18 protein-coding genes are annotated in these 21,863 nt (G+C 52.6%); all 18 read left to right on the forward strand.

Translation table 11 applies throughout. The features are described from left to right. The first annotated feature begins 31 nt into the window (after nt 1-31). The 18 genes from ACYVRB_RS02125 to ACYVRB_RS02210 all read left to right on the forward strand — a co-directional run bounded on the left by ACYVRB_RS02125 (nt 32) and on the right by ACYVRB_RS02210 (nt 21,760). Nucleotides 32-1,174, forward strand: a complete 1,143-nt coding sequence (locus ACYVRB_RS02125; RefSeq protein ID WP_461213258.1) for a serine hydrolase — start codon at nt 32-34, stop codon at nt 1,172-1,174. Between the two features lie 23 nt (nt 1,175-1,197). Beyond that, nucleotides 1,198-2,463: a PDZ domain-containing protein gene (locus ACYVRB_RS02130; protein ID WP_461213259.1), complete on the forward strand. Its 1,266-nt coding sequence runs from the start codon at nt 1,198-1,200 to the stop codon at nt 2,461-2,463. A 57-nt stretch (nt 2,464-2,520) separates the two neighbouring features. Beyond that, complete coding sequence (locus ACYVRB_RS02135) at nt 2,521-3,522, forward strand: zinc ribbon domain-containing protein (protein ID WP_461213260.1); 1,002 nt, start codon at nt 2,521-2,523, stop codon at nt 3,520-3,522. Between the two features lie 26 nt (nt 3,523-3,548). Further along, nucleotides 3,549-4,538, forward strand: a complete 990-nt coding sequence (locus ACYVRB_RS02140) for a zinc ribbon domain-containing protein (protein WP_461213261.1) — start codon at nt 3,549-3,551, stop codon at nt 4,536-4,538. Nucleotides 4,539-4,870: 332 nt separating this feature from the next. Continuing rightward, entirely contained in the window at nt 4,871-5,764 is an 894-nt protein-coding gene (locus tag ACYVRB_RS02145) for a phosphate ABC transporter substrate-binding protein PstS family protein (RefSeq protein WP_461213262.1), read from the forward strand. Between the two features lie 458 nt (nt 5,765-6,222). Beyond that, a complete protein-coding gene (gene liaX, locus ACYVRB_RS02150) occupies nt 6,223-7,704 on the forward strand; it encodes a daptomycin-sensing surface protein LiaX (RefSeq protein WP_461213263.1) in 1,482 nt (493 codons plus the stop codon). 32 nt (nt 7,705-7,736) lie between these two features. Further along, complete coding sequence (locus tag ACYVRB_RS02155; RefSeq protein WP_461213264.1) at nt 7,737-8,027, forward strand: hypothetical protein; 291 nt, start codon at nt 7,737-7,739, stop codon at nt 8,025-8,027. Beyond that, nucleotides 8,027-8,365 carry a phage holin family protein gene (locus ACYVRB_RS02160; protein WP_461213265.1) on the forward strand — a complete coding sequence of 113 codons (339 nt, stop codon included), beginning with the start codon at nt 8,027-8,029 and terminating at the stop codon, nt 8,363-8,365. The genes ACYVRB_RS02155 and ACYVRB_RS02160 overlap by 1 nt, the downstream gene beginning before the upstream one ends. 761 nt (nt 8,366-9,126) lie before the next feature. Continuing rightward, on the forward strand, nt 9,127-10,062 hold the full coding sequence (hprK, locus tag ACYVRB_RS02165; RefSeq protein WP_461213266.1) for an HPr(Ser) kinase/phosphatase: 936 nt from the start codon (nt 9,127-9,129) through the stop codon (nt 10,060-10,062). Nucleotides 10,063-10,218: 156 nt separating this feature from the next. Further along, a complete protein-coding gene (gene lgt / locus ACYVRB_RS02170; RefSeq protein ID WP_461213267.1) occupies nt 10,219-11,046 on the forward strand; it encodes a prolipoprotein diacylglyceryl transferase in 828 nt (275 codons plus the stop codon). An 11-nt stretch (nt 11,047-11,057) separates the two neighbouring features. After that, the gene (locus ACYVRB_RS02175; protein ID WP_461213268.1) at nt 11,058-12,092 is read left to right on the forward strand and encodes an NAD(P)H-dependent glycerol-3-phosphate dehydrogenase; all 1,035 of its coding nucleotides are present in this window, start codon (nt 11,058-11,060) and stop codon (nt 12,090-12,092) included. Nucleotides 12,093-12,162: 70 nt separating this feature from the next. Further along, nucleotides 12,163-13,110, forward strand: coding sequence for a thioredoxin-disulfide reductase (trxB, locus tag ACYVRB_RS02180; protein WP_461213269.1), 948 nt, complete (start codon nt 12,163-12,165; stop codon nt 13,108-13,110). A gap of 199 nt (nt 13,111-13,309) precedes the next feature. Continuing rightward, the gene (locus tag ACYVRB_RS02185) at nt 13,310-15,034 is read left to right on the forward strand and encodes a phospho-sugar mutase (protein WP_461213270.1); all 1,725 of its coding nucleotides are present in this window, start codon (nt 13,310-13,312) and stop codon (nt 15,032-15,034) included. 89 nt (nt 15,035-15,123) lie between these two features. Continuing rightward, complete coding sequence (locus ACYVRB_RS02190; protein WP_461213271.1) at nt 15,124-15,378, forward strand: hypothetical protein; 255 nt, start codon at nt 15,124-15,126, stop codon at nt 15,376-15,378. A 64-nt stretch (nt 15,379-15,442) separates the two neighbouring features. Then, a complete protein-coding gene (locus ACYVRB_RS02195) occupies nt 15,443-16,075 on the forward strand; it encodes a YfbR-like 5'-deoxynucleotidase (protein WP_461213272.1) in 633 nt (210 codons plus the stop codon). A gap of 115 nt (nt 16,076-16,190) precedes the next feature. Next, on the forward strand, nt 16,191-18,203 hold the full coding sequence (uvrB, locus tag ACYVRB_RS02200; RefSeq protein ID WP_461213273.1) for an excinuclease ABC subunit UvrB: 2,013 nt from the start codon (nt 16,191-16,193) through the stop codon (nt 18,201-18,203). A gap of 5 nt (nt 18,204-18,208) precedes the next feature. After that, on the forward strand, nt 18,209-21,070 hold the full coding sequence (uvrA, locus tag ACYVRB_RS02205) for an excinuclease ABC subunit UvrA (protein ID WP_461213274.1): 2,862 nt from the start codon (nt 18,209-18,211) through the stop codon (nt 21,068-21,070). A 147-nt stretch (nt 21,071-21,217) separates the two neighbouring features. Then, a complete protein-coding gene (locus ACYVRB_RS02210; protein ID WP_461213275.1) occupies nt 21,218-21,760 on the forward strand; it encodes an HdeD family acid-resistance protein in 543 nt (180 codons plus the stop codon). Nucleotides 21,761-21,863: the final 103 nt, after the last annotated feature.

The following is a 21,863-nucleotide window of genomic DNA, read 5'->3' on the forward strand; positions in this document are numbered from 1 at the left end:
ATGAAGTAGCACTTGGAGGCGATACACAATTATGAGACATCAGCGCAAATCGCGGTATTGGATGGTCGCATTGATTCTCGTTATCTTAATCGGTGGCGGGCTTTTTTATCAAATGACCAAACATCAATCCGACGCGAGCACTAAACCGGCGATTTCATCGTCGAGTAAGTCGCACGCAGTGGCATCTACCACTAGCAAGTCGACAAGTAAAAAAGTTTCGACGACCTCGGTCAGTCGGAGCGGTCGTGCCCAGCAGGCAACGGCACCAGATAAAGTGTATGGTCATGCACTCGCCTTGGATCCTAGCAGCAATGAGGGTTTGAAGACGGTGATCGCGCAGACGATGGCAAGCGTGGCACCATCAACCCACGGCCCAGCGCGCTGGACTGTGGCGGTGAAGGCACTAGATGGCACTAACGCGCATGCGTATGTGTCAGATTGGACGCCGGCCAATCAGCAGTTTTCAGCATCAACCATCAAGCTTTTCATTCTGATCCGCTATTATCAGTGTCTAGCATCAGGCCAGCTGCACCGCAGCGATACCTACACATTGCGCAAGCAAGATGTCGTTGAAGGCTCAGGCGTCATGTTACGGGCACCGTTGGGAACGACTTACACCTTACAACAGCTGGTGACGCTCATGATCGAAAAAAGCGACAACATTGCTACTAACGTGTTGATGACCAAAGTTGGTGGCTTTGATGCCGTTAACCGCACGATTGCGGGGTTAGTCGGGCCCAACCATTATTCGAGTTTGGAACGCAAGATGATGGACACGACCAACATCAGCAACGGCAAGGCTAATCGCATCAACGCACAAGAGGTAGTTGACACGTTACAGAAGCTGTATGCCGGCAAGATCGTCAGCAAGAGTGCAGATCAAGAGATGCTGACGATGATGACCAAGACGTTCAACCGGACAAAGTTACCGGCCAACTTGCCAGCAGGAGCGGTTTGCTATAACAAGAGCGGCGAGTCGTCGTATCGGGGGATCGAAAACGATATGGCGATCATCGTGTATCAGGGACACGCGTTTGCCGTTTGTGCATTGACCGAGATGGATGGTGAAGGTGAAGCGCCAAAAGACGCGATTCCGGCGCAAACAAACACGCAAGTCGCTGCAATCGCATCGTTAGGCGCTAATCTCACCAATTGGTTTGTGACGAATGATTAATTAAGGGTAGGAGGACGAGTGGGATGCAACAGCAACAGCAAAATGAACCTAAGCGTACCAAGCAGTCTAAGTCGCATAAGGCACCAATCATCATCGGGGTAGTCATTGCGGTGATCGTTATCGCCGGTGGTGGCTGGTTCGGGTATTCGCACGTGCATGGACAAGCTAAATTACAAGCTGATATCCAAGAAGCACGCAATCTGGTGATGTTTAATCCACTGGCGACTGGCTCTGCTAGCAAGAAGTTGCTCAACGAGTTGCCTAAGGTTGGGGAAAAGACAACCGATAAGCTTTTGCGTTCGCGGTTGAAGGATTCACAGTTGGAAAAAGACACTGCTGCGGCGAAAAAAGAGATCGACGCCGCTCAGACCAAACAATTGGCAACACAAGAACAGGCGCTGAAGAAGACGCAAACCAAGCTCGTCAAGCTTTCGGCGGACAAGAACTTTCCGGCGGCAAGCAAGACTAAGATCAATTCGCTCAACGACATGGCATCGAGTTTTGATTCCAGCAAAGACGCTGTGGGCTTGAATGTCTCTGTTGCTGGTTTACAGTCATTGGCGGGGGAAACTACCTCGTTCATTGCCGCCAAGACTAAGGCCCAGCTGGCACGGGAACAAGCCAAGAAGGCTGAAGAGCAGAAATTGGCTGATGCGGTCAAGAACAAGACGTATCCATCGATGGGGATGTTGCGTGGCGATTTGCCTAATGGTGATGGCGTGATCCCGATGTTTTTGATTTCCGGTGGGCCTGCGGATAGTGCGGGCTTCCAAACCGACTCTGATTGGGAGGACAGCTCCGTAATCGTTTCGATCGATGGCAAACCGGTGACGGCATCGATTTTAGGTGACCACAGCATGCAAAAGGTCTTGCAGACGATTCCGTTGGGCAAGACCGTTAAAGTCGGCTTCCGCGATGGTTCCAGCAAAGATGTCACGCTGGATCTGAGTCAGTCCGATGCTGAATCGCAGAGTTATCCAGATTTGGATGACCCAGGCGATGACACCGATACTGATATCAATTTTGGGGTTGATGGGTACAATATCGGGCAAAAGCACAATAACAAAGAAATTGGTTTGGTCATCACAAACATTGACTCCGATGGTTCTGCCGCCGGTACGGGCTTGAAAGTCGGTGACACGATCTGCAAGATCGACAACTATTACGTTGGGGACACGACAGACATTCAGAAAATCATGTCCAATTATTTTGAAGATGACACGGTCACCGTTGATTACGTGACAGCCTCCGGTCATCTGGACACGACCGACGTTGAGCTGACGGATTAATTCAACGCGTGACGACTTTTTCACTGAAAAGTCACGACGTTGAGGAGGAGGAAAATCATGGATAATCAAACCATTCATTGCCCAAACTGTGGCACTGTCAATCCGATTACGGCGAAGTTTTGTGGTAACTGTGGTCAAGATCTAACCGAAGCAATTGCCCGAGTAACGGATCCCAACAAGGCCGCATACCAAGCGGCGATGGCGGATCTGGTCGGGGGTAACCTTGAGGCGGCGGTTCAAGGGTTCCGCGCTTTAGGGGGATATGCAGATGCCCCAGATCAACTTGAAAAAGCGATGGCGCGCCTGAATGCGCAACAAGAAGCGCATCGCGCATCGACTTACGAGGCCGCAACGGCCGCTTTTGGCCAAGGGGATCTGGGCCAAGCCGCCAGCCTTTTTCAACAGTTGGGTGACTATAAAGATGCGACCCAGAAGTTGGCGCTTGTGCATAAGGCGCAGGCGGCGGAGATGCAACGGGCGCAACAGCAAAGCGCCCAACAAGCCGCAGAAGAATACGAGCGGGCATATAACACCGCGATTCAAAACGCTGAAGCCGCGCAGACAACGGCTAATTTGCAACAATACATCGATTATCTGAGCAAGTTTGCCGGGTATCGTGATGTCGACCAGCAGCTTGCCAAGTTCAAGCAGAAGTATGCCACGCTGGCGGTAGCGGAACAGCAACAAAAGTCGGCTAACGCCAAAACTGGCAAGCTCGTCGCCATCATTGCCGCTATCGTAATCGTCCTCGGTGGTGGCGGTTGGTTCGCTTATTCCCAACATCAAAATGCGCAAGCCGACCTCGCCAAGCAGGTGACCGCCCAGCGGCAAACCAATGCGAAGAGTTTCAATCACCTTGATAGTCAAACGCGGAGCAACATCAAGACGATGTTTGCGACTTATCACGCCAATCCCAACGACTATACTTATAAGCTCAAGGCGTCGACTGACGACTATCAAGTCGTCACGTACACCTTCCGCGGGCCTGACAAGACCAAAGATATCTTGCCAGCCAGCGGCACCCGTATTTACGGGGAAGTTGCTTTATATCGGCAATAATATTTTGCGTTACTCTGGAGGAAATTATGAAAAAATGCCCACAATGCGGTGCTATGGTTGCTGCAGATGCCAAGTTTTGCACCAGCTGCGGTTATGCTTTTCCGGCTGTAGAAGCGCAACCTGAACCAGCGGCAGCCCAGCCGCAACAGCCAACACCACAGCCGCAACCCAACAGCTCACAGCAAGCCGGGGGTATTAACGTCCCACCAATGCCTAATCTCAACGCGGCGCAGGCCAAGGCGGCCGGGCGCAACTATTGGCAATACTTTGTCGATTCTCTGATCCATCCACTGCGCTTTGACAAGACGAACAATCCTTATTTTGGTTTGGTTTCGTTGGCCATTCTTGCCGTCATCAGCACCATCAGTATGTGGCGGACGTTGGCCACGTTTGGTTCATCGATGGTGCGCCTGGTAGTTAGTTTGAGCGACACGATGAGCGGCGGCTCTGCTGGCAGTGCTTCTAACATTGCAGCTGATGTTGCTGAAGGCTTAGCGGAGAAGGAAACCGTGCGTTTTAATGCCGCGATGGGGCAGATCAGCGGTGGCACCTGTCTCAAGTTCTTCTTTGCGTTTGTTGTGGTCGTGATGTTATACGTTGCATTGGCGTTTGCCATTCGGCGTTTTATTAGCCATGACACTCAGGGGTTCTTGAACATGACCACAGATTTTGGGCGCTTCTTCAGTCCGATGATTGTTGTGGCGCTAGTGATTTTAGTGCTTGGTTTCAACGGCTTTGCTTCCACCATGAAGGTCTTGATCGTTTTGTTGATCTTAAACAGCCTGATTTTCAATGTCGGTTTCATCGCCGTTGCGATCCACAATCGTCAAGAAGGGGCATTTGATGTCACTTTCGCAATTGTAATCGTTGAACTTGTGATGGCGCTGATCACTATGTGGTTGACCAAGACCATTGCCATCAGTTCGATCCAAGGGCTGATGAGCCAGCTAGGGGCTGATTATGAAGACGACATCTTGCCGCTGACACGGTGGATGCAGTATTTCAAGTTCTTCTAAAAGTCAGAAGCTGAGACATATCGCGTCTGAGCCAATAACGCAAGCAGATCTGCACTCCGATTCGTACGTTGGATCGGAGGGCAGATTTTTTGCATCCCTTAGTGTTGCTTTGTGAAGCGTGATGAGGCCTTAGTAGCGATCAACGAAGCGTTTCTGAAACATTCTCTGACTGGTAAAGCTCGCGCCAGCCCCACCTTTTTGATTGCGACAGATGTTGTAGCGTTAATTTACTTTGTCGCGACAGAAGATTTACGGAAAACAGCAGGTATCTTTACATGGTGTCTTTACAATGAGTAGTGTTTTAAGAACGCCATGACGAAAAGGAGAACACCATGAAGAAATCTGCTATCATTATCCTCGCTTTGACGATGACGACGTTTGCCGCTGCTTTAGCCGGCTGCGGGAATCACGCCAAGTCTACCAGTGCCACCGCCCAGTCGACGAAAACCACGAAGGTCGTGGCGGTCGGTTCCACTGCGTTGCAACCACTGGTTGAACAAGCCGCAGAGGCGTACCAAAGCGATCATCCAGACGCCAAGATCACCGTCCAAGGTGGCGGTTCTGGCACCGGGTTGAGCCAAGTGGTTCAAGGCGCGGTGACGATCGGGAACTCTGACATTTTCGCGGAACAGGGCAAAGGCGTGGATGCGTCTAAGCTGGTCGATCATCAAGTGGCCGTTGTCGGGATGACACCGGTTGTCAACAAAGACGCCGGCGTGAAAAACTTGACTATGGCGCAATTGCGCGACATCTTTACCGGTAAAATCAAGAACTGGCAGGATGTTGGCGGTGCCAACAAGGCAATCACCGTGGTCAACCGGGCCCAAGGTTCCGGAACCCGCGCGACCTTCGAGGCGGCTGTATTAGACGGCAAGCAGGCGGTAACGAGTCAAGAACAAGATTCTAACGGTGCGGTGCAAAAAATCGTTGCTTCCACCCCAGGTGCGGTTTCTTATCTGGCGTTTTCTTACGTCAAGTCAGACGTGCAGCCACTATCCATCGATGGCGTGAAGCCAACCACCAAGAACGTCACTACCGACGCTTGGAAGATCTGGTCTTACGAGCACATGTACACCAAGGGTAAGCCTGATGCATCGACTGCCGCCTTCTTGAAGTACATCGACTCCAGCGCGGTACAAAAAGCACTGGTTGCTAAGCTTGGTTATATCTCCATTCACGACATGCAAGTGCAAAAGGACGCTCAAAACAAGGTTACCCCGAAGTAGTTCGGACTTAGGAGGGTAAGCATGCAATGGCTTGTGTTGGTGCCATTAGTCGCAAGTATCACTTATTGGGCGATGGCGGGCAAGGCCGAGTCGACCATTCACCGTCATCAACAAACGCATAAAAAAGCTTAGTGTGCTTAAACAACAGGACTGTGAAAAAAGGTGGGTTTGAGTCTGATCGATAGCTGATACCAGACGTTAAGGCTAACCTATAGCCCAACGTCTGGTATCGCTGGTGGTTTGGAATTAGCCTTTAGGCACGTAACATGACTGGTATAAAATAGGGAGCGTGACAAAAGTCACGCTCCCTATTTGTATGGGCGCGGCCCGATATGCCTAGCGCAAAATCAACCTTAGGACCTATGCATTCGCCCGCAGAAGCAGGCATACTAGACTTACACAAGCAAGCTAATTGATAAGCGCAGACGCGCCTTTAACAATGCGGAGGGATAGATCTCATGAATGAACGTGAACGGATTCTTGATTTAGTTAAACAAGGCGTGATCACCAGTGAAGAGGCCTTGATCTTACTGGAGAATCTCGCCAAGGCACCGACGCCTAAGCGCCCTGAAACCGCATCGGTGCAACCAACGGCACCGACTTCGAACGAACCAGATGACAACCAACCGGTTAACGACCAAACAGATGACCAAGCTGAATCCGAATTGGCGGCATTGAACACACAGATTGCAGAAGTTTCCGGCAGTCTCGATGCGGCAGTCGCGCAAGATAAGGCAGTTGCAGCCAAAATCGCGGCGAATAACGAGCAGATCATCGTTTTAGACACGATGGAAGATTTGGACACGTTGACTGAAGCCAAGTATCAAGAACGTGGGGCGTTGAAGCAGGAAAATCTTGAGTTGCACAACCAGCGCGAGGCACTTAACACACAGATCAACGATTTGAAGACCCAACTAGCAGATCTTAACCGGCAAAAGCGCGCGTTGACTAAACAGCGTTTCGCCGACAAAGTTTTGCCAGATGATTGGCAAGATCAGGCCAAAGGGGCACTGAACGACATCGGAAAGACGATGGAATCAGCAACTAGCCAAATTGGTACTCTGATGAAGAAAACGATGAACAACGTGTTAGACAATGTTGACTGGAAAGACGTCACAGTCAAGGTGCCAGGACTCGCTACTGAGAAGTTCAACCACACCTTCACCTATCCAGCCGCCAAAGCGACGGTGTTAGATCTTAAGGTTGCCAATGGCGACGTGACCATGCGTAGCTGGGAACAAGACGACATTCAAGTCGATGCGACGATCAAGCTGTTTGGAAAGATGGACGGCGACACGCCGTTGCAGGCGTTTATCGATCGCAGTCACATTGATGTGAACGACGACCACTTCGTTTTCCAAGTGCCAAACCGGCGCGTCCAAGCCGATCTGGTGGTTTCCTTGCCAAAGCAGATTTACGATCACGTTTCTGTCCGCTTGCTCAACGGTGGGGTTCAGATTCAAGACTTGCAAGGTAAAGACTTCTACGTGAAAAATGCCAACGGTGACATGAATTTTGCCGGGGTCAGTGCGACGATGCTGGAGACGCAAGGCGTCAACGGATCGCTAAAGGTGAACGGCGGTGATATTCATGAGCTCATGTTTGAAACTGTTAACGGGGATATCAAGGTCCACACCACCCCGCAAACTGCGAACCTGCAAACGGTCAACGGTACTGTGCGCATCACATTGGGCAGCGACTTTAAGAAGTTGACGGCAAGCTCTGTCAATGGTAATGTCAAGCTCGCTGTGCCACAAAGTATCGCGTTAAATGGTGAGGTCAAGACCCGCTTTGGCGGTGTCAAAAGCCGGCTGTCCGGCCTGGCTGAACAGCCAAAAGGTAAGCACGTCGTTTTGGATCGTGCAGGGACAGGCGACGGAGTTATCAGCGTCACCACGACTAGCGGGAATATTCAATTGAAAGACACCGACAACGATTAGGTCGTTGGCGGATTAAATGAAAGGAGAACACTATGCCTTTATTATTGATTCCAATCTTTCTCATTATCATCGGCATCGTCATGATTGCCATCTTAGGGCTGGTGTTCGGGTTGATTCATCTGCTGTTTTGGCCAGTCGTGATCGGTTTGTTCGTTTGGTGGCTGGTCCGTCGCTCAGATAATCACCCGCGGTACCGTCAGCACCATCAACCCAACCAGCGCCACGCTGATTGGCAGGATGCGGTGCACCAGCGCAAACAAGCAACGAACGTGCACGAAGAAGCCCAACCGAAGCATCATGACGACGATTGGAGCGATTTCTAGTGAGTTTTATACGCAAAGTAATTGTGACGGCCGTCGTGTTCGTCGTCTACGCCCGGCTTTTCCCAGGCCAACTCATGGTTGCCAGCTGGGGTGCGGCGCTGATTGGAGCGTTGGTTCTAGGCATTTTGAATGGTTTAGTTAAGCCGGTGATTAAGCTACTGTCGTTGCCACTGACGATTTTGACGCTCGGGTTGTTTTTGCTCGTGATCAACGGATTTATGCTCGAGTTGATGACATGGTTCGTTTCCGGAATTTACTTCTCCGGTTTTGGCAGCATGATCATTTTGGCTCTTGTCATCAGTTTCATCAACACGGCGTTTGATAGCGACCGTGCATAACCTTTCAACGGATCAGCGTTTGCTGGTCCGTTTTTTTTGGATGGCAAGGTTTGATGCTGTCCGGTAGCGTAAGTCCTCTTTGGGATGTGTTTGGGATAGTGGTGTAGGTCGGGTTTGGTGTGTTCCGGCCCTAGAGATGGCTGGAACGGTGCGAGGCGCTCGGAAGCTAACTCTCCGCTGCGCTACGAGTGGATCTTCCTCGACGCCTTTGTTGTAAGCGGCAAGCCGCTAACAACAATGCCGCGCCTGAGCCATCTCGGGCCTCCACCCACCAAGCCCTGACGTTAGCGTCTGTCATCACCGGAAGTGGCAATTTCCAAGAGAGTAGAAATGGATTAGTTGTAATTAGCCCGATTGCCCATGACATCAAACTATCCAGATACGTAGAATCTGGGGTGCGGGCGAAAATGACGGAAGCAGGTCAATCTGACGTGGTGAGATTGCTGTTAGCGACTTGTCGCTTACAGCAAGGCACAGGTGGAGATCCACTTCGTCGCAGACGAAGTTAGCTCCGCCGAGCACCCTCTCCACGACAGATTGAAACCTACTGGAGTCGCTTTTGCCCGCACCCGACAGCTTACTGGTCTACCACACCCCAAATGCTTACGCTGCCGGACAGTGAAAGCGGGGATGCGATGTGTAAATAACGGAAATTGGCTTTCGCATATCTGAAGAAAAATGTAAATGGAACCGGTTACCTCTGTTCAGGACGGGCATCTGATGATAGAATTAGGTTACTTATGGAAGGACAGGTGGAGCCGATGGCAGATAGTGTAACCGTCGCACAGTTAGTCACGGATACGAAACTCGACGTCGTTAGTGGCGTTGATTATCTCAATGAGCGCAAGGTGGTTGTCAGCGATATTTCGCGCCCAGGGTTGGAGCTGACAGGTTATTTCAACTATTATCCGCATGAACGGATTCAGCTTTTTGGACGAACAGAGAACGCTTTTGCAGCGAACATGACCTCTGAAGAGCGGCTGACGATTTTGAAGCGGATGTGTGCTGAAGACACGCCGGCCTTCGTGGTTTCGCGAGGAATGGCACCGCTTAAAGAAATGGTGACCGCCGCGGCTGAAGCCCACATTCCTGTATTGACATCGAAGTTGCCGACGACTCGGCTTTCCAGTCTGATCACGGACTATCTTGAGGGTCGCTTGGCGGAACGTCGGAGCATGCACGGGGTCTTGACTGATATTTATGGCCTTGGGGTGTTGATCACCGGGGATTCCGGGGTCGGTAAGTCTGAAACCGCGTTGGAACTGATCCAGCGTGGGCATCGGCTGATTGCTGATGACCGCGTCGATGTCTATCAGCAAGATGAACAAACGATTGTCGGGGAAGCACCGAAAATCTTGTCACACTTGCTGGAGATTCGAGGGTTAGGGATCGTCGACGTCATGAATCTGTTCGGGGTCGGGGCCGTGCGGGAAAGTACCAGCATCGATTTGATCGTTCACCTCGAAGCCTGGACGCCTGACAAGCAGTTTGATCGTCTGGGTTCTGGCGAACAGAGCCAGCAGATCTTCGATGTGGCGGTGCCAAAGATCTCGATTCCGGTCAAGGTCGGGCGGAACCTCGCATCGATCATCGAAGTGGCGGCGATGAACTTCCGTGCTAAGTCGATGGGCTATGATGCGACGAAGACTTTCGAAGCTAATTTAAACAGTTTGATTCAGTCGAATTCTGAAGAATAAGCCGCTAAGTCGTGGCGATATTCTCCTAGCGGTCAGGTGCGCAGACTGAGCGTTGTGTGATAGACTGGAACATGCGCAGAGGCGAGCTGGGCTCGCTTTTTTTGTGAGGAAGAAAATCAAAATCGCTCTCTACAGACTTGTTCGAGGAGGAATTGCATGTTAGCAGCATTGAACCCGATTGCGTTGCAGCTTGGTGGGCTTGAGATCCACTGGTATGGCGTGATCATCGCGTGCGGCGTTTTGTTGGCTGTGTGGCTGGCAATGAGAGAAGCCGTGCGGCGCGGGATTTCTGACGACCATATCTTGAACCTCGTGTTGTGGGCACTACCTTTTGCCTTGATTGGCGCGCGGACTTATTACGTCGCCTTCGAGTGGGGTTATTATTCGCAACACCCTAGCGAGATCATTGCGATCTGGCACGGCGGCATTGCGATCTATGGGGCGCTGATCGCCAGTGTCATTGTGTTTTTGGTCTATTGCCGTGTGAAGTGGCTACCGGCATGGCTGGTGCTGGACATCGCTGCGCCGACGGTCATGATTGCCCAGAGCATCGGGCGGTGGGGCAACTTCATGAACCAAGAGGCTTTCGGGGCTAAAACGACGCTGGCATACTTGCGCGGGTTGCACTTGCCAGAGTTTATCGTCCAGCAGATGAATATCTCCGGTGCGTATCGTCAACCGACGTTCTTGTATGAGTCGATGTGGAATCTGGTCGGTTTCGTCTTAATCATGAGCGTTCGGCATCACACGCATTGGTTCAAGCAAGGTGAGATCTTCTTAAGTTATGTCATGTGGTATTCGTTCGGCCGCTTCTTTGTTGAAGGCATGCGCACAGACAGTCTGTATCTCATTCCCGGCTTGCGGATCTCGCAGGCCTTGTCGATCATCTTGTTTGTTGTCGCGTTAGGGCTTGTGATCTACCGGCGCCGGCGGCAGGTCGACTGGTATATGGATGGCGACCCTTTGGCAAAAGTGAATCAGTAAGGAGAATTATTTTGACGAAAAAAATCGCAGTGTTTGGTGCCGGTTCTTGGGGCTCGGTGCTCGCAAACTTACTAGTTGAAAATGGGCACGACGTCGCGTTGTGGACACACGATCCCAAACAGATCCCTGAAATTAACACGCAACACACCAACGCCCATTATCTGCCGAACTTCAAGTTCCACGACAGCCTGCAAGCGACAACGGATCTCGCTGCGGCCGTCGCCGGCGCAGACGTTTTGCTGTTCGTGGTGCCGACCAACGCGGTGCGTGACGTCGCGACGCAAGTACGGCCGTTGCTTGAAGCCAGCGGCGCACGGCCAATCATCGCCCATGCCGCCAAGGGTCTGGAACGCGGTAGCAAGTTGCGGGTATCTCAGGTGCTCGAAGACGTGTTGCCAGAGACATGCCACAGCGGCATCGTGGTGATTTCCGGACCTAGCCACGCTGAAGACGTCGCCACCAAGGACATCACGACCTTGGCAGCTGCTTCCAAGAGTCTCGCCGCCGCGACAGCGATCCAGAAGCTGTTCATGAACGATTACTTCCGGTTGTATACCAACCAAGACGTGACTGGCGTCGAACTGGGCGCAGCGTTGAAAAACGTTATCGCCATCGGCGCCGGCGCGCTGCACGGTTTGGGTTACGGCGATAACACCAAAGCGGCATTGATGACGCGCGGGTTGGCCGAAATCACACGCTTAGGCGTGCGTCTGGGGGCTGATCCGATGACCTTCATCGGCTTGTCTGGTGTCGGGGATTTGATCGTGACCTGTACCAGTGTGCATTCACGTAACTGGCGGGCCGGCAACGGCTTGGGTCAAGGCCAAAGTGTTCAAGAGGTGTTAGACAACATGGGGATGGTCGTCGAAGGGTATTCGACGGCCAAGGTCGTTCATGAACTGGCGCAAGAACTTGATGTCGAGATGCCGATTTCTAGTGCCATCTATCAGGTGCTGTATGAAGATGCCCCGATCAAAGCGGTCATTGGTGAGCTGATGAAGCGTGCTGGTAAGCCGGAGTTTGATTTTCACCTCCAACAAGGCTAGGCGGGGTTGCTAAATTCAATTGTGTGCACTATAATAAGACTTACGAAAGATAAGTGGAGGGATATGTGAGATGACGAAAACTTACGATGTCATTGTGATCGGTGCCGGACCTGGCGGCATGACGGCGGCGTTATACGCGTCGCGCTCGAACCTCAGCGTGTTGATGCTGGATCGAGGAATTTACGGCGGCCAGATGAATAATACCGCTGCGATCGAGAACTATCCTGGTTTCAAATCCATCATGGGTCCTGATTTAGGCCAACAGATGTATGATGGAGCCACCCAGTTTGGGGCTGAATACGCTTATGGCAACGTCACAGCGTTGAAGGTGGAAGGTAATAAGCGGATCGTCGAAACCGACGAAGGCACTTATGAAGCCAAGGCGGTCATCATTGCCACCGGGGCAGAACATCGTAAGCTTGGCGTTCCCGGCGAGGAAAACTATGGTGGCCGCGGGGTGTCTTACTGTGCCGTCTGCGATGGCGCGTTTTTCAAGAACAAGGAAGTCGTCGTGATCGGCGGCGGTGATTCTGCGATCGAAGAAGGCGCCTATCTCGCCCAGCTCGCCAGCAAGGTAACGATTGTGCACCGGCGCGACACGTTGCGCGCCCAACAGATCTTGCAAAAGCGCGCATTTGCCAACGAAAAGATTAACTTTGTCTGGAATGCCAACACCGAAGAAATCTTGGGGGATGACATGAAGGTCACTGGTGTGCGTTACACCGACAAGGTCACTGGCGAAAGCCATGTGATCCCGGCTTCAGGGGTCTTCATCTATGTTGGCATCATGCCGCTGACCGACGGCTTCCAAGACGTCGGGATCCTCGATGACGCCGGCTGGATCCCAACCGACGAAAACATGGCGACCAAGGTGCCTGGCATCTTCGCCATCGGAGATGTCCGTGCCAAGACGTTGCGTCAGATCACAACTGCTGTCGGTGACGGCGGCCAGGCTGGCCAGTCTGTGTTCGATTATATCCAAAGTTTGCAAGATGAAGATCTCACCGTGCAAGCATAATGAGTCTAAATGGGTCACGACAATCAGTCGTGGCCTTTTTCTTTTGCTCATAGTCGACTGAGTTGTAGCGGCAGGAGATTGAATGCGGTTGTTGAAAATCGTTGAAGGATCTTTAAGCCTTTTAGAATCCTTTTTGCGTTAGATATAGTATAATGAAACCGGTTATGAAAATGACAATGATGAAATGGAGTTGAATGTAATGGGTTATCACGAGAATTACCAACGGTGGGCAGACGCTACCGACTTGGATGCCTCTCTGAAGAAAGAAGTCGACGCAATGGCTTCTGATGAAGAGACACAAGAAGAGGCGTTTGCAGTGCCGATGGCATTCGGTACCGCGGGCATGCGTGGGGTGATCGGCGCCGGCATCAACCGCATGAACATCTACACAGTGCGCCAAGCGACTGAAGGTTTGGCACGGTTTATGGACACCTTAGACGCGGCGCAAAAAACGGCCGGGGTCGCAATTTCGTTTGACTCTCGCTATCAAAGCGAGACGTTTGCACATGAAGCGGCGGCTGTTTTAGGGGCACATGGCATCCGTAGTTTTGTTTTTGATTCCTTGCGGCCGACCCCAGAGCTATCATTCGCTGTGCGGTATCTGCACACCTATGCCGGCATTATGATCACCGCCAGCCATAACCCGAAGCAATACAACGGGTATAAGATTTATGGTCCTGATGGTGGCCAAATGCCACCTGAAGAATCGGATCGCATTACCGAATACGTGCGTAGTGTCGATGATCTGTTCACTATCAAGACGCTGACGACGCGCGAGTTGCGCGATCAGAAGTTGATGACTTTGATCGGTGAAGATGTCGATGAAGCGTATTATGCAGCTGTGGCCACGGTTTCGATCAATAAAGATTTGATCGCGTCTACCGGTCGCGACATGTCTTTGATCTACACGCCGCTACACGGTACTGGTCGGATCCCGGCACAGATGGCATTGCGTAATGCTGGCTTCGAGCACTTCCAGCTGGTGGCTAAGCAGGCTGTGGCTGATCCAGAGTTCCCAACGGTGCCGTTCCCGAACCCTGAATTCCCGCAGGCATTTGACATGGCGATCGAGCTGGGCAAAAAGTCTCACGCAGACGTGCTGATTGCGACTGATCCTGATGCTGACCGGCTGGGCACCGCGGTGTGGACAGGGTCTGAGTATCAACTGCTGACCGGCAATCAGATTGCCAGCCTGTTGTTGCATTACATCTTGGAAGCTCGTAAGCAAGCCGGCACGCTGCCAGCCAACGGGGCGGTCGTGAAGTCGATCGTTTCCACCGAATTGGCGACGGCGATCGCCAAGGATTACGGCGTGGACATGATCAACGTCGAAACGGGTTTCAAGTTCATTGGCGATCAGATCAAGCACTATGAAGAAACCGGCGAGCACGAATTCTTGTTTGGCTTCGAAGAAAGCTACGGTTATCTGATCAAGCCGTTCGTCCGCGACAAGGATGCAATCCAATCCACCGTCTTGTTGGCGGAAGTTGCGGCATACTACAAGTCCAAGGGCATGACGCTTTATGACGGCATCCAAGCTTTGTATGCGCGCTATGGCTATTTTGCTGAGAAGACTGTCGGTGTCGATTTTGAAGGGGTCCAAGGCCCTGCAGAAATGGCCGCGTTGATGAGCAAGTTCCGTGAACATCAGCCGAGTGACTTTGCCGGTGTGGCGATCACCGAAGTCGAAGACTACAAAGCGCAAAGTGCTAAGCGGGCTGACGGTACTGTCGAAAAAATCGATATGCCAGTATCAGACGTGTTGAAGTACATCTTGGCCGATGGAACTTGGATCGCGATTCGGCCTTCTGGTACGGAGCCGAAGGTAAAGTTCTACGTTGGCACCAGCGCTGATTCTGCAGCGGAAGCGGACAAGAAGCTCGAAGCTTTTGAAGCCGCTTTGACGGCGTTCCGTACTGAATAAGCAATTGACACACAGCTTGCCTAGGCAGGCTGTGTGTTTTTCTTTATAATAGAGAAGACGGCAATAACTTCAGACGTGGAGGTAGCGAGATGTTAATGATCGTGGCGCTGTTGACGGTAGGGATGCTTTTGTATCGCGGCAAAAAAGGAATCTGGGCCAAACCGACGACGCGCATCTGGGGCTTCGTCGGGTGTGCCATGTTGTGGGCTGACATGTTATGGCAGAATCTGCAGGCCCACCAACTGCTTCAGGTCGGCTTGGATGCGCTATTGATCGTGATCCTGGCGTGGGATATTTACAAGCAGACTCGCGCGCTGAAGGCCACTCAAGACGACAAGCGCTAGGCGTCTTGTGAGTCGCATGGTGATATGCTACCATGAGTGGGATTTTAATGTGGAGGTGAGCGTGATGGGCATGCATGAATTTATTCAGGGACTCAACAGTTTGGAATCGTTGCGTCGCGCACCGGGGTTTTTCAAGTATGCAGAACATAGTGTGGCGGCGCATAGTTTCAAGGTGGCGGAGATCGCCCAGATGCTTGGTGATATCGAAGAACACGCCGGCAACACGGTCAACTGGCAGTCGTTATACGAGAAGGCCTTGAATCACGATTACACCGAACGCTTCATTGGTGACATCAAGACGCCGGTGAAATACGCGACCCCAGCGCTGCGTGAGATGTTGGCCGATGTCGAAGAGTCGATGACGGAAAACTTCATCCAAAACGAGATCCCGCCAGAATATCAAGACGTCTATCGCCGCCGGCTGTCGCAAGGCAAAGATGATACCTTGGAAGGACAGATCCTGAGTATCGCTGACAAGGTTGATCTGTTGTATGAGTCTTTTGGTGAAATCGAAAAAGGCAACCCCGAGCGGGTCTACGTCAACATCTACACGGAAAGCCTGTCGGTGATCATGTCGTTTGCCAAGCGCCCGAGCGTGGATTATTTCATCCGTGAGATTTTGCCCGATATGCTCAACGAAGAGTTCGCCGATCGTGACATGCTGACGAAGCTAACGCGGGCGATTATGCACAAATAAAATTGCTAATCGAAGGTTAGCGAATGTTTGTTCGCTGTGTTAGAATATAAACGTGTTGAAGTTGGAATTAGCGTTCCGACTTTTTTGTTGCTGTTCATATAGGGGGAATTGTTGAATGATCGAACGTATGCCAGAGAAGAAGTTTGAGCTGGTTTCGCCTTATCAGCCGGCCGGCGATCAGCCGCAAGCCATCGAGAAGTTGACCCAAGGCTTCTTGAACGGGGAAAAAGAACAGATCTTGCTGGGCGCGACCGGGACCGGGAAAACCTTCACGATGTCCAACGTGATCGCCAATCTCAACAAGCCGACGCTGATCCTTTCTCACAACAAGACGCTGGCGGGCCAGCTATACGGTGAGTTCAAGGAGTTCTTCCCGCACAACGCGGTGGAATACTTCGTCTCCTATTATGATTACTACCAACCTGAAGCTTATGTGCCAAGCTCTGACACCTATATCGAAAAAGATTCTGCAATCAACGACGAGATCGATAAGCTCCGGCACTCGGCCACCAGCGCACTCTTGGAACGCAACGATGTGATCGTGGTGGCGTCGGTATCTTCGATCTTCGGGTTAGGGTCACCGACAGAATACCGCGACCATGTCTTAAGCCTGCGCGTGGGGATGGAGATCGACCGCAATACCTTGTTGCGGCAACTGGTCGATATCCAGTTTGATCGCAACGACATTGACTTCCAGCGCGGACGCTTCCGCGTGCGCGGCGATGTGGTTGAGATTTTCCCGGCCAGCCGTGACGATCACGCGATCCGAGTGGAATTTTTTGGTGACGAGATCGATCGGATTACCGAAGTCGACGCCTTGACCGGTGAAGTCGTCGGTAGCCGCCAACACGTGTCGATCTTCCCGGCGACGCATTTCATGACTTCAGACGATCAGCTCGAAGAAGGGATCCGGCGTATCGCCGCTGAACTCGACGAGCGGCTGGCGGAGTTGCGCGATGAAGGCAAGTTGCTGGAAGCTCAGCGCTTGGAGCAACGCACCAACTACGATATCGAAATGCTCAAAGAGATGGGTTATACCAACGGGATTGAAAACTATTCGCGTCACATGGAAGGCCGTAAGCAAGGCGAGCCACCATTCACGCTGTTAGACTTTTTCCCGAAGGATTTCACAATCATGGTGGATGAAAGCCATGTGACAATGCCACAGGTGCGGGGGATGTATAACGGCGACCGGGCGCGGAAACAGACCTTGATCGACTATGGCTTCCGCCTGCCCAGTGCGCTGGATAACCGACCGCTGACGCTGCAAGAATTTGAGAAACACGTCAATCGTATCTTGTACGTCTCGGCGACGCCGGGACCTTACGAACTGGATCGTGTGCCCAAAAAAGATGTCGCCGAGCAGATCATTCGGCCGACCGGCCTGCTCGATCCGGTGATCGAAGTGCGGCCAATCATGGGACAAATCGATGACCTGGTGTCTGAGATTAACAAGCGCATCGACAAACACGAGCGGGTCTTTGTCACGACCTTGACCAAGAAGATGGCCGAGGACTTGACCGACTATCTCAAAGAAATGGGGATCCATGTGCGTTATTTGCATTCCGACATCAAGACGCTGGAGCGGACGCAGATCATCCGCGACCTGCGTTTGGGCAAGTTCGACGTGCTAGTCGGGATCAACCTGTTGCGTGAAGGGATCGACGTCCCCGAGGTTTCGTTGATCGCGATCTTGGATGCAGATAAAGAAGGCTTCTTGCGCGCGGAACGGTCGCTGATCCAAACCATCGGTCGCGCGTCGCGTAACAGCCATGGGAAGGTCATCATGTATGCGGATAAGATGACCGACTCGATGCAAGGGGCGATCAGCGAAACCCAGCGGCGGCGCACGATCCAAGAGCAGTTCAACAAAGACCACGGCATCACGCCCAAGACCATCATCAAGCCGATCCGCGACGCGATTTCCAGCGTCGATACCAGCGACGTGAAGGCCAGCGACAAAGATAAGAGTTTCGCCGAGGTTGACTTGGCGGACATGACGAAAAAAGAGCGCCAGCAGCTGGTGGCTAACCTTGAAGGCCAGATGCAAGCGGCGGCCAAGAAGCTTGATTTCGAGCAGGCCGCGACCTTGCGCGATACGATTCTAGAACTCAAAGCGGAGATGTGATTTTTTTGGCAAATGATAAGATTGTAATTCATGGTGCGCGTGCGCATAACCTCAAGGATATCGATGTGACGATCCCGCGCAACAAGCTGGTCGTCATGACCGGCCTGAGTGGTTCTGGCAAGTCCAGCCTGGCGTTTGATACGTTGTATGCGGAAGGCCAACGGCGCTATGTTGAAAGCCTGTCCGCGTATGCCCGCCAGTTTCTCGGACAGATGGACAAGCCTGATGTCGATTCCATCGACGGGCTGAGTCCGGCGATTTCCATCGATCAAAAAACCACCAGCAAAAACCCGCGCTCGACCGTCGGCACGGTGACCGAGATCAACGATTACCTGCGGCTGTTGTGGGCGCGGATCGGTCATCCGATCTGTCCCAACGACGGGACCCCGATCACCAGCCAAAGCGTTGAGCAGATGGTCAACCGCGTGCAAAAGCTTGAACCGCGTACCCGCATCCAGATCCTCAGCCCGATCGTCCGCCACAAAAAAGGCGCACACAAGAAGGTCTTAGAGAAGATCGTGCGCGAAGGCTATGTCCGCATGCGTGTCGACGGTGAGGTAATGGATGCCTCCGCTGATTTTGAGATGGACAAGAACAAAAACCACGACATCGATATCGTGATCGACCGGATCGTGGTCAAGCCAGATGACGCGGACAACCGCAGCCGGTTGTTTGATTCGTTTGAAGCCGCATTGCGGCTGAGCGAAGGCTATGCCACCGTGGATGTCATCGGCGGCGACCCGCTGGTGTTCTCGGAACATTTTGCCTGCCCAATCTGTGGCTTCACGATCGGGGTGCTGGAGCCGCGACTATTTTCGTTCAACGCGCCTTTTGGGGCCTGCGAAGAATGTGACGGGCTGGGGATGAAGCTCGATGTCGATGTTGATCTGGTGATTCCCGATCCGACGCTAACCATCGATCAAGGCGCGGTGGCGCCGTGGAGTTCCGCGACGGCCAACTACTACCCATCGATGTTGCGTCAGGCCTGTGACGCGTTCAAGATTCCGCGGGACAAGCCGTGGCAAGACCTGAGCAAGGCGCAACAAGACCTCGTTCTGTACGGTAGCGGCGGCAAGGAGTTCCATTTTCATGCAGACAGTGATTTTGGCGTGCGCGATGTCGACGCGCCGTTTGAAGGTGTGATGAACAACGTCGAGCGCCGGTATCATTCCAACAACTACGCTTTCGGTTCCGATCAAATGCGCCAGTACATGACCGCATTGACCTGCCCGGTTTGCCACGGCAAGCGGCTCAATCGCCAGGCGCTGGCGGTCAAGGTACAAGGCAAAGACATCGCAGAAGCTAGCAACCTAGCAATCAAAGATGCCCTGCCATTCTTTCAAAGTATTCAGTTGAGTGAAGGCGAAAAGATCATTGCCCAGCCGATCGTTAAGGAAGTCAACGACCGCTTGACGTTCTTGGAAAACGTCGGGCTGGATTACCTGACGCTTAGTCGTAGCGCCGGCACGCTGTCAGGCGGTGAAGCTCAGCGGATCCGGCTGGCGACGCAGATCGGCTCGAATCTCAGTGGCGTGTTGTACATCCTAGACGAACCATCAATCGGGTTGCATCAGCGCGACAACGATCGCTTGATCCGCAGCTTGAAGAAGATGCGCGATCTCGGCAACACCTTGATCGTCGTTGAACATGACGAAGACACGATGCTGGCAGCGGATTATTTGATCGACGTTGGCCCCGGGGCCGGGGACAACGGCGGGTACATCATGGCCGCAGGTACACCCAAGCAGGTCATGCGCTCGCGCAAGTCGCTAACCGGCCAGTACCTCGCCGGCAAGAAGTTCATTCCGGTCCCGACCACACGCCGGGAAGGCAACGGCAAGGCGATCCGGATCACCGGCGCCGCAGACCACAACCTCAAGCAGATCGATGTTGATTTTCCTCTTGGCAAGTTCATTGCCGTCACCGGCGTGTCCGGTTCTGGCAAGTCGACGCTGGTCAACTCGATCCTCAAGCGGGCGCTGGCGCAAAAGCTTTACCGTAACTCCAACAAGCCGGGTAAGTTCAAGCAGCTGTTAGGCTGGGAAAACATCGAGAAGCTGGTCGATATCGACCAAAGCCCGATTGGTCGCACACCGCGGTCTAACCCGGCGACTTACACCGGGGTGTTCAACGATATTCGCGCGCTGTTTGCCCAAACCAACGAGGCCAAGCTCCGCGGCTACACCCAAGGACGCTTTTCTTTCAACGTCAAAGGCGGCCGCTGTGAAAACTGTAAAGGTGACGGCATCATCAAGATCGAGATGAACTTCTTACCTGATGTCTACGTGCCATGTGAAGTCTGCCACGGCAAACGGTACAATTCTGAAACCCTGGAAGTCACCTACAAAGGTAAGAGCATCTCTGACGTCTTAGACATGACGATTGACGAAGCTGTGAAGTTCTTTGCCCCGATCCCGAAGATCGCCCGCAAGTTGCAGACAATCATCGACGTCGGCCTAGGCTATGTCACCATGGGCCAAAGCGCCACCACGCTTTCCGGCGGGGAAGCGCAGCGCATGAAGCTGGCCTCTGAGCTGCAGAAGCTATCGACTGGGAAGAATTTCTACATTCTTGATGAACCTACCACCGGTTTGCATGTCGACGACATCGGCCGCTTACTGGAAGTTTTGCAACGGTTGGTTGACGAAGGTAACACCGTTTTGGTGATCGAACACAACCTCGACGTCATCAAAACCGCTGATTGGCTGATCGATCTGGGCCCTGAAGGTGGCGACGGTGGCGGTACTGTCATCGCCACCGGGACGCCGGAAGAGATCGCAGAAGTGCCTAACAGCTACACCGGTCAGTATCTCAAGCCAATTTTGGAACGCGATAAGGCGCGGATGGCGGCCAAAGCTAACAAGTGAATGTAAGTATTGCCAACGGCAAGTGTCTGTAAACCCGGTCTAAGGGGGTGCGGACGCCTGCTTTTTTTAGTTGACGGATTTGGACAGGTTCGTTTTGGAGAGGGTTTCGTGTACAATGAAAGGGAACTCAATGAAAGTAGGGATATTATGTTTAGTCAACGAACGAGAATGGGTTTTGATTGGGGCGAATTTATCACCGGCGTCGCGCTTTTGATCGGGGCGATCGTGATGTGGCGCAATCCAGGCGCGACGATGATGACGCTGAGCTTTATCTTTGCAATCATCGCGATCATCCGCGGGGTCGCGACTCTGGCGGCATTTTCCAAGTTGCGCGAACTGACCGGCGGGTTGGCTTGGGTATCTGGATTGGCCGGGATCTTGGACATCGTGGTCGGGGTCTTGTTCGTGTTCAATCTGGAAACCGCGGTGTTGGCGATCGCATATTTCTTCGCTGCTTGGTTCTTGATCGATAGTATTGCCAACTTACTTAACGCCGGTCATCTTCGTCGAGCCGGGACGGTGTGGTTCGTTATCAACATCGTGTTAGATGTGTTGTCTATCTTCGTTGGCTTGCTGTTTATTATGCAACCAGTGATTTCCGCCGTCGGGATCGTGACACTGTTGGCCATGTTCTTCTTCATCTGGGGGGTCAATGCGATTATCACGGCGTTTGCCCGGCGCAATATTTAAGCTTTTGCTTTGGCCTGCGGAACCAATGGTTGGTGCGCGGGTCTTTTATTTGCTGGTGTGATAACGAAAGCCGGGTGTGTCATTGACACGCCCGGCATGTTAT

The organism is Lacticaseibacillus boliensis, assembly GCF_054784775.1.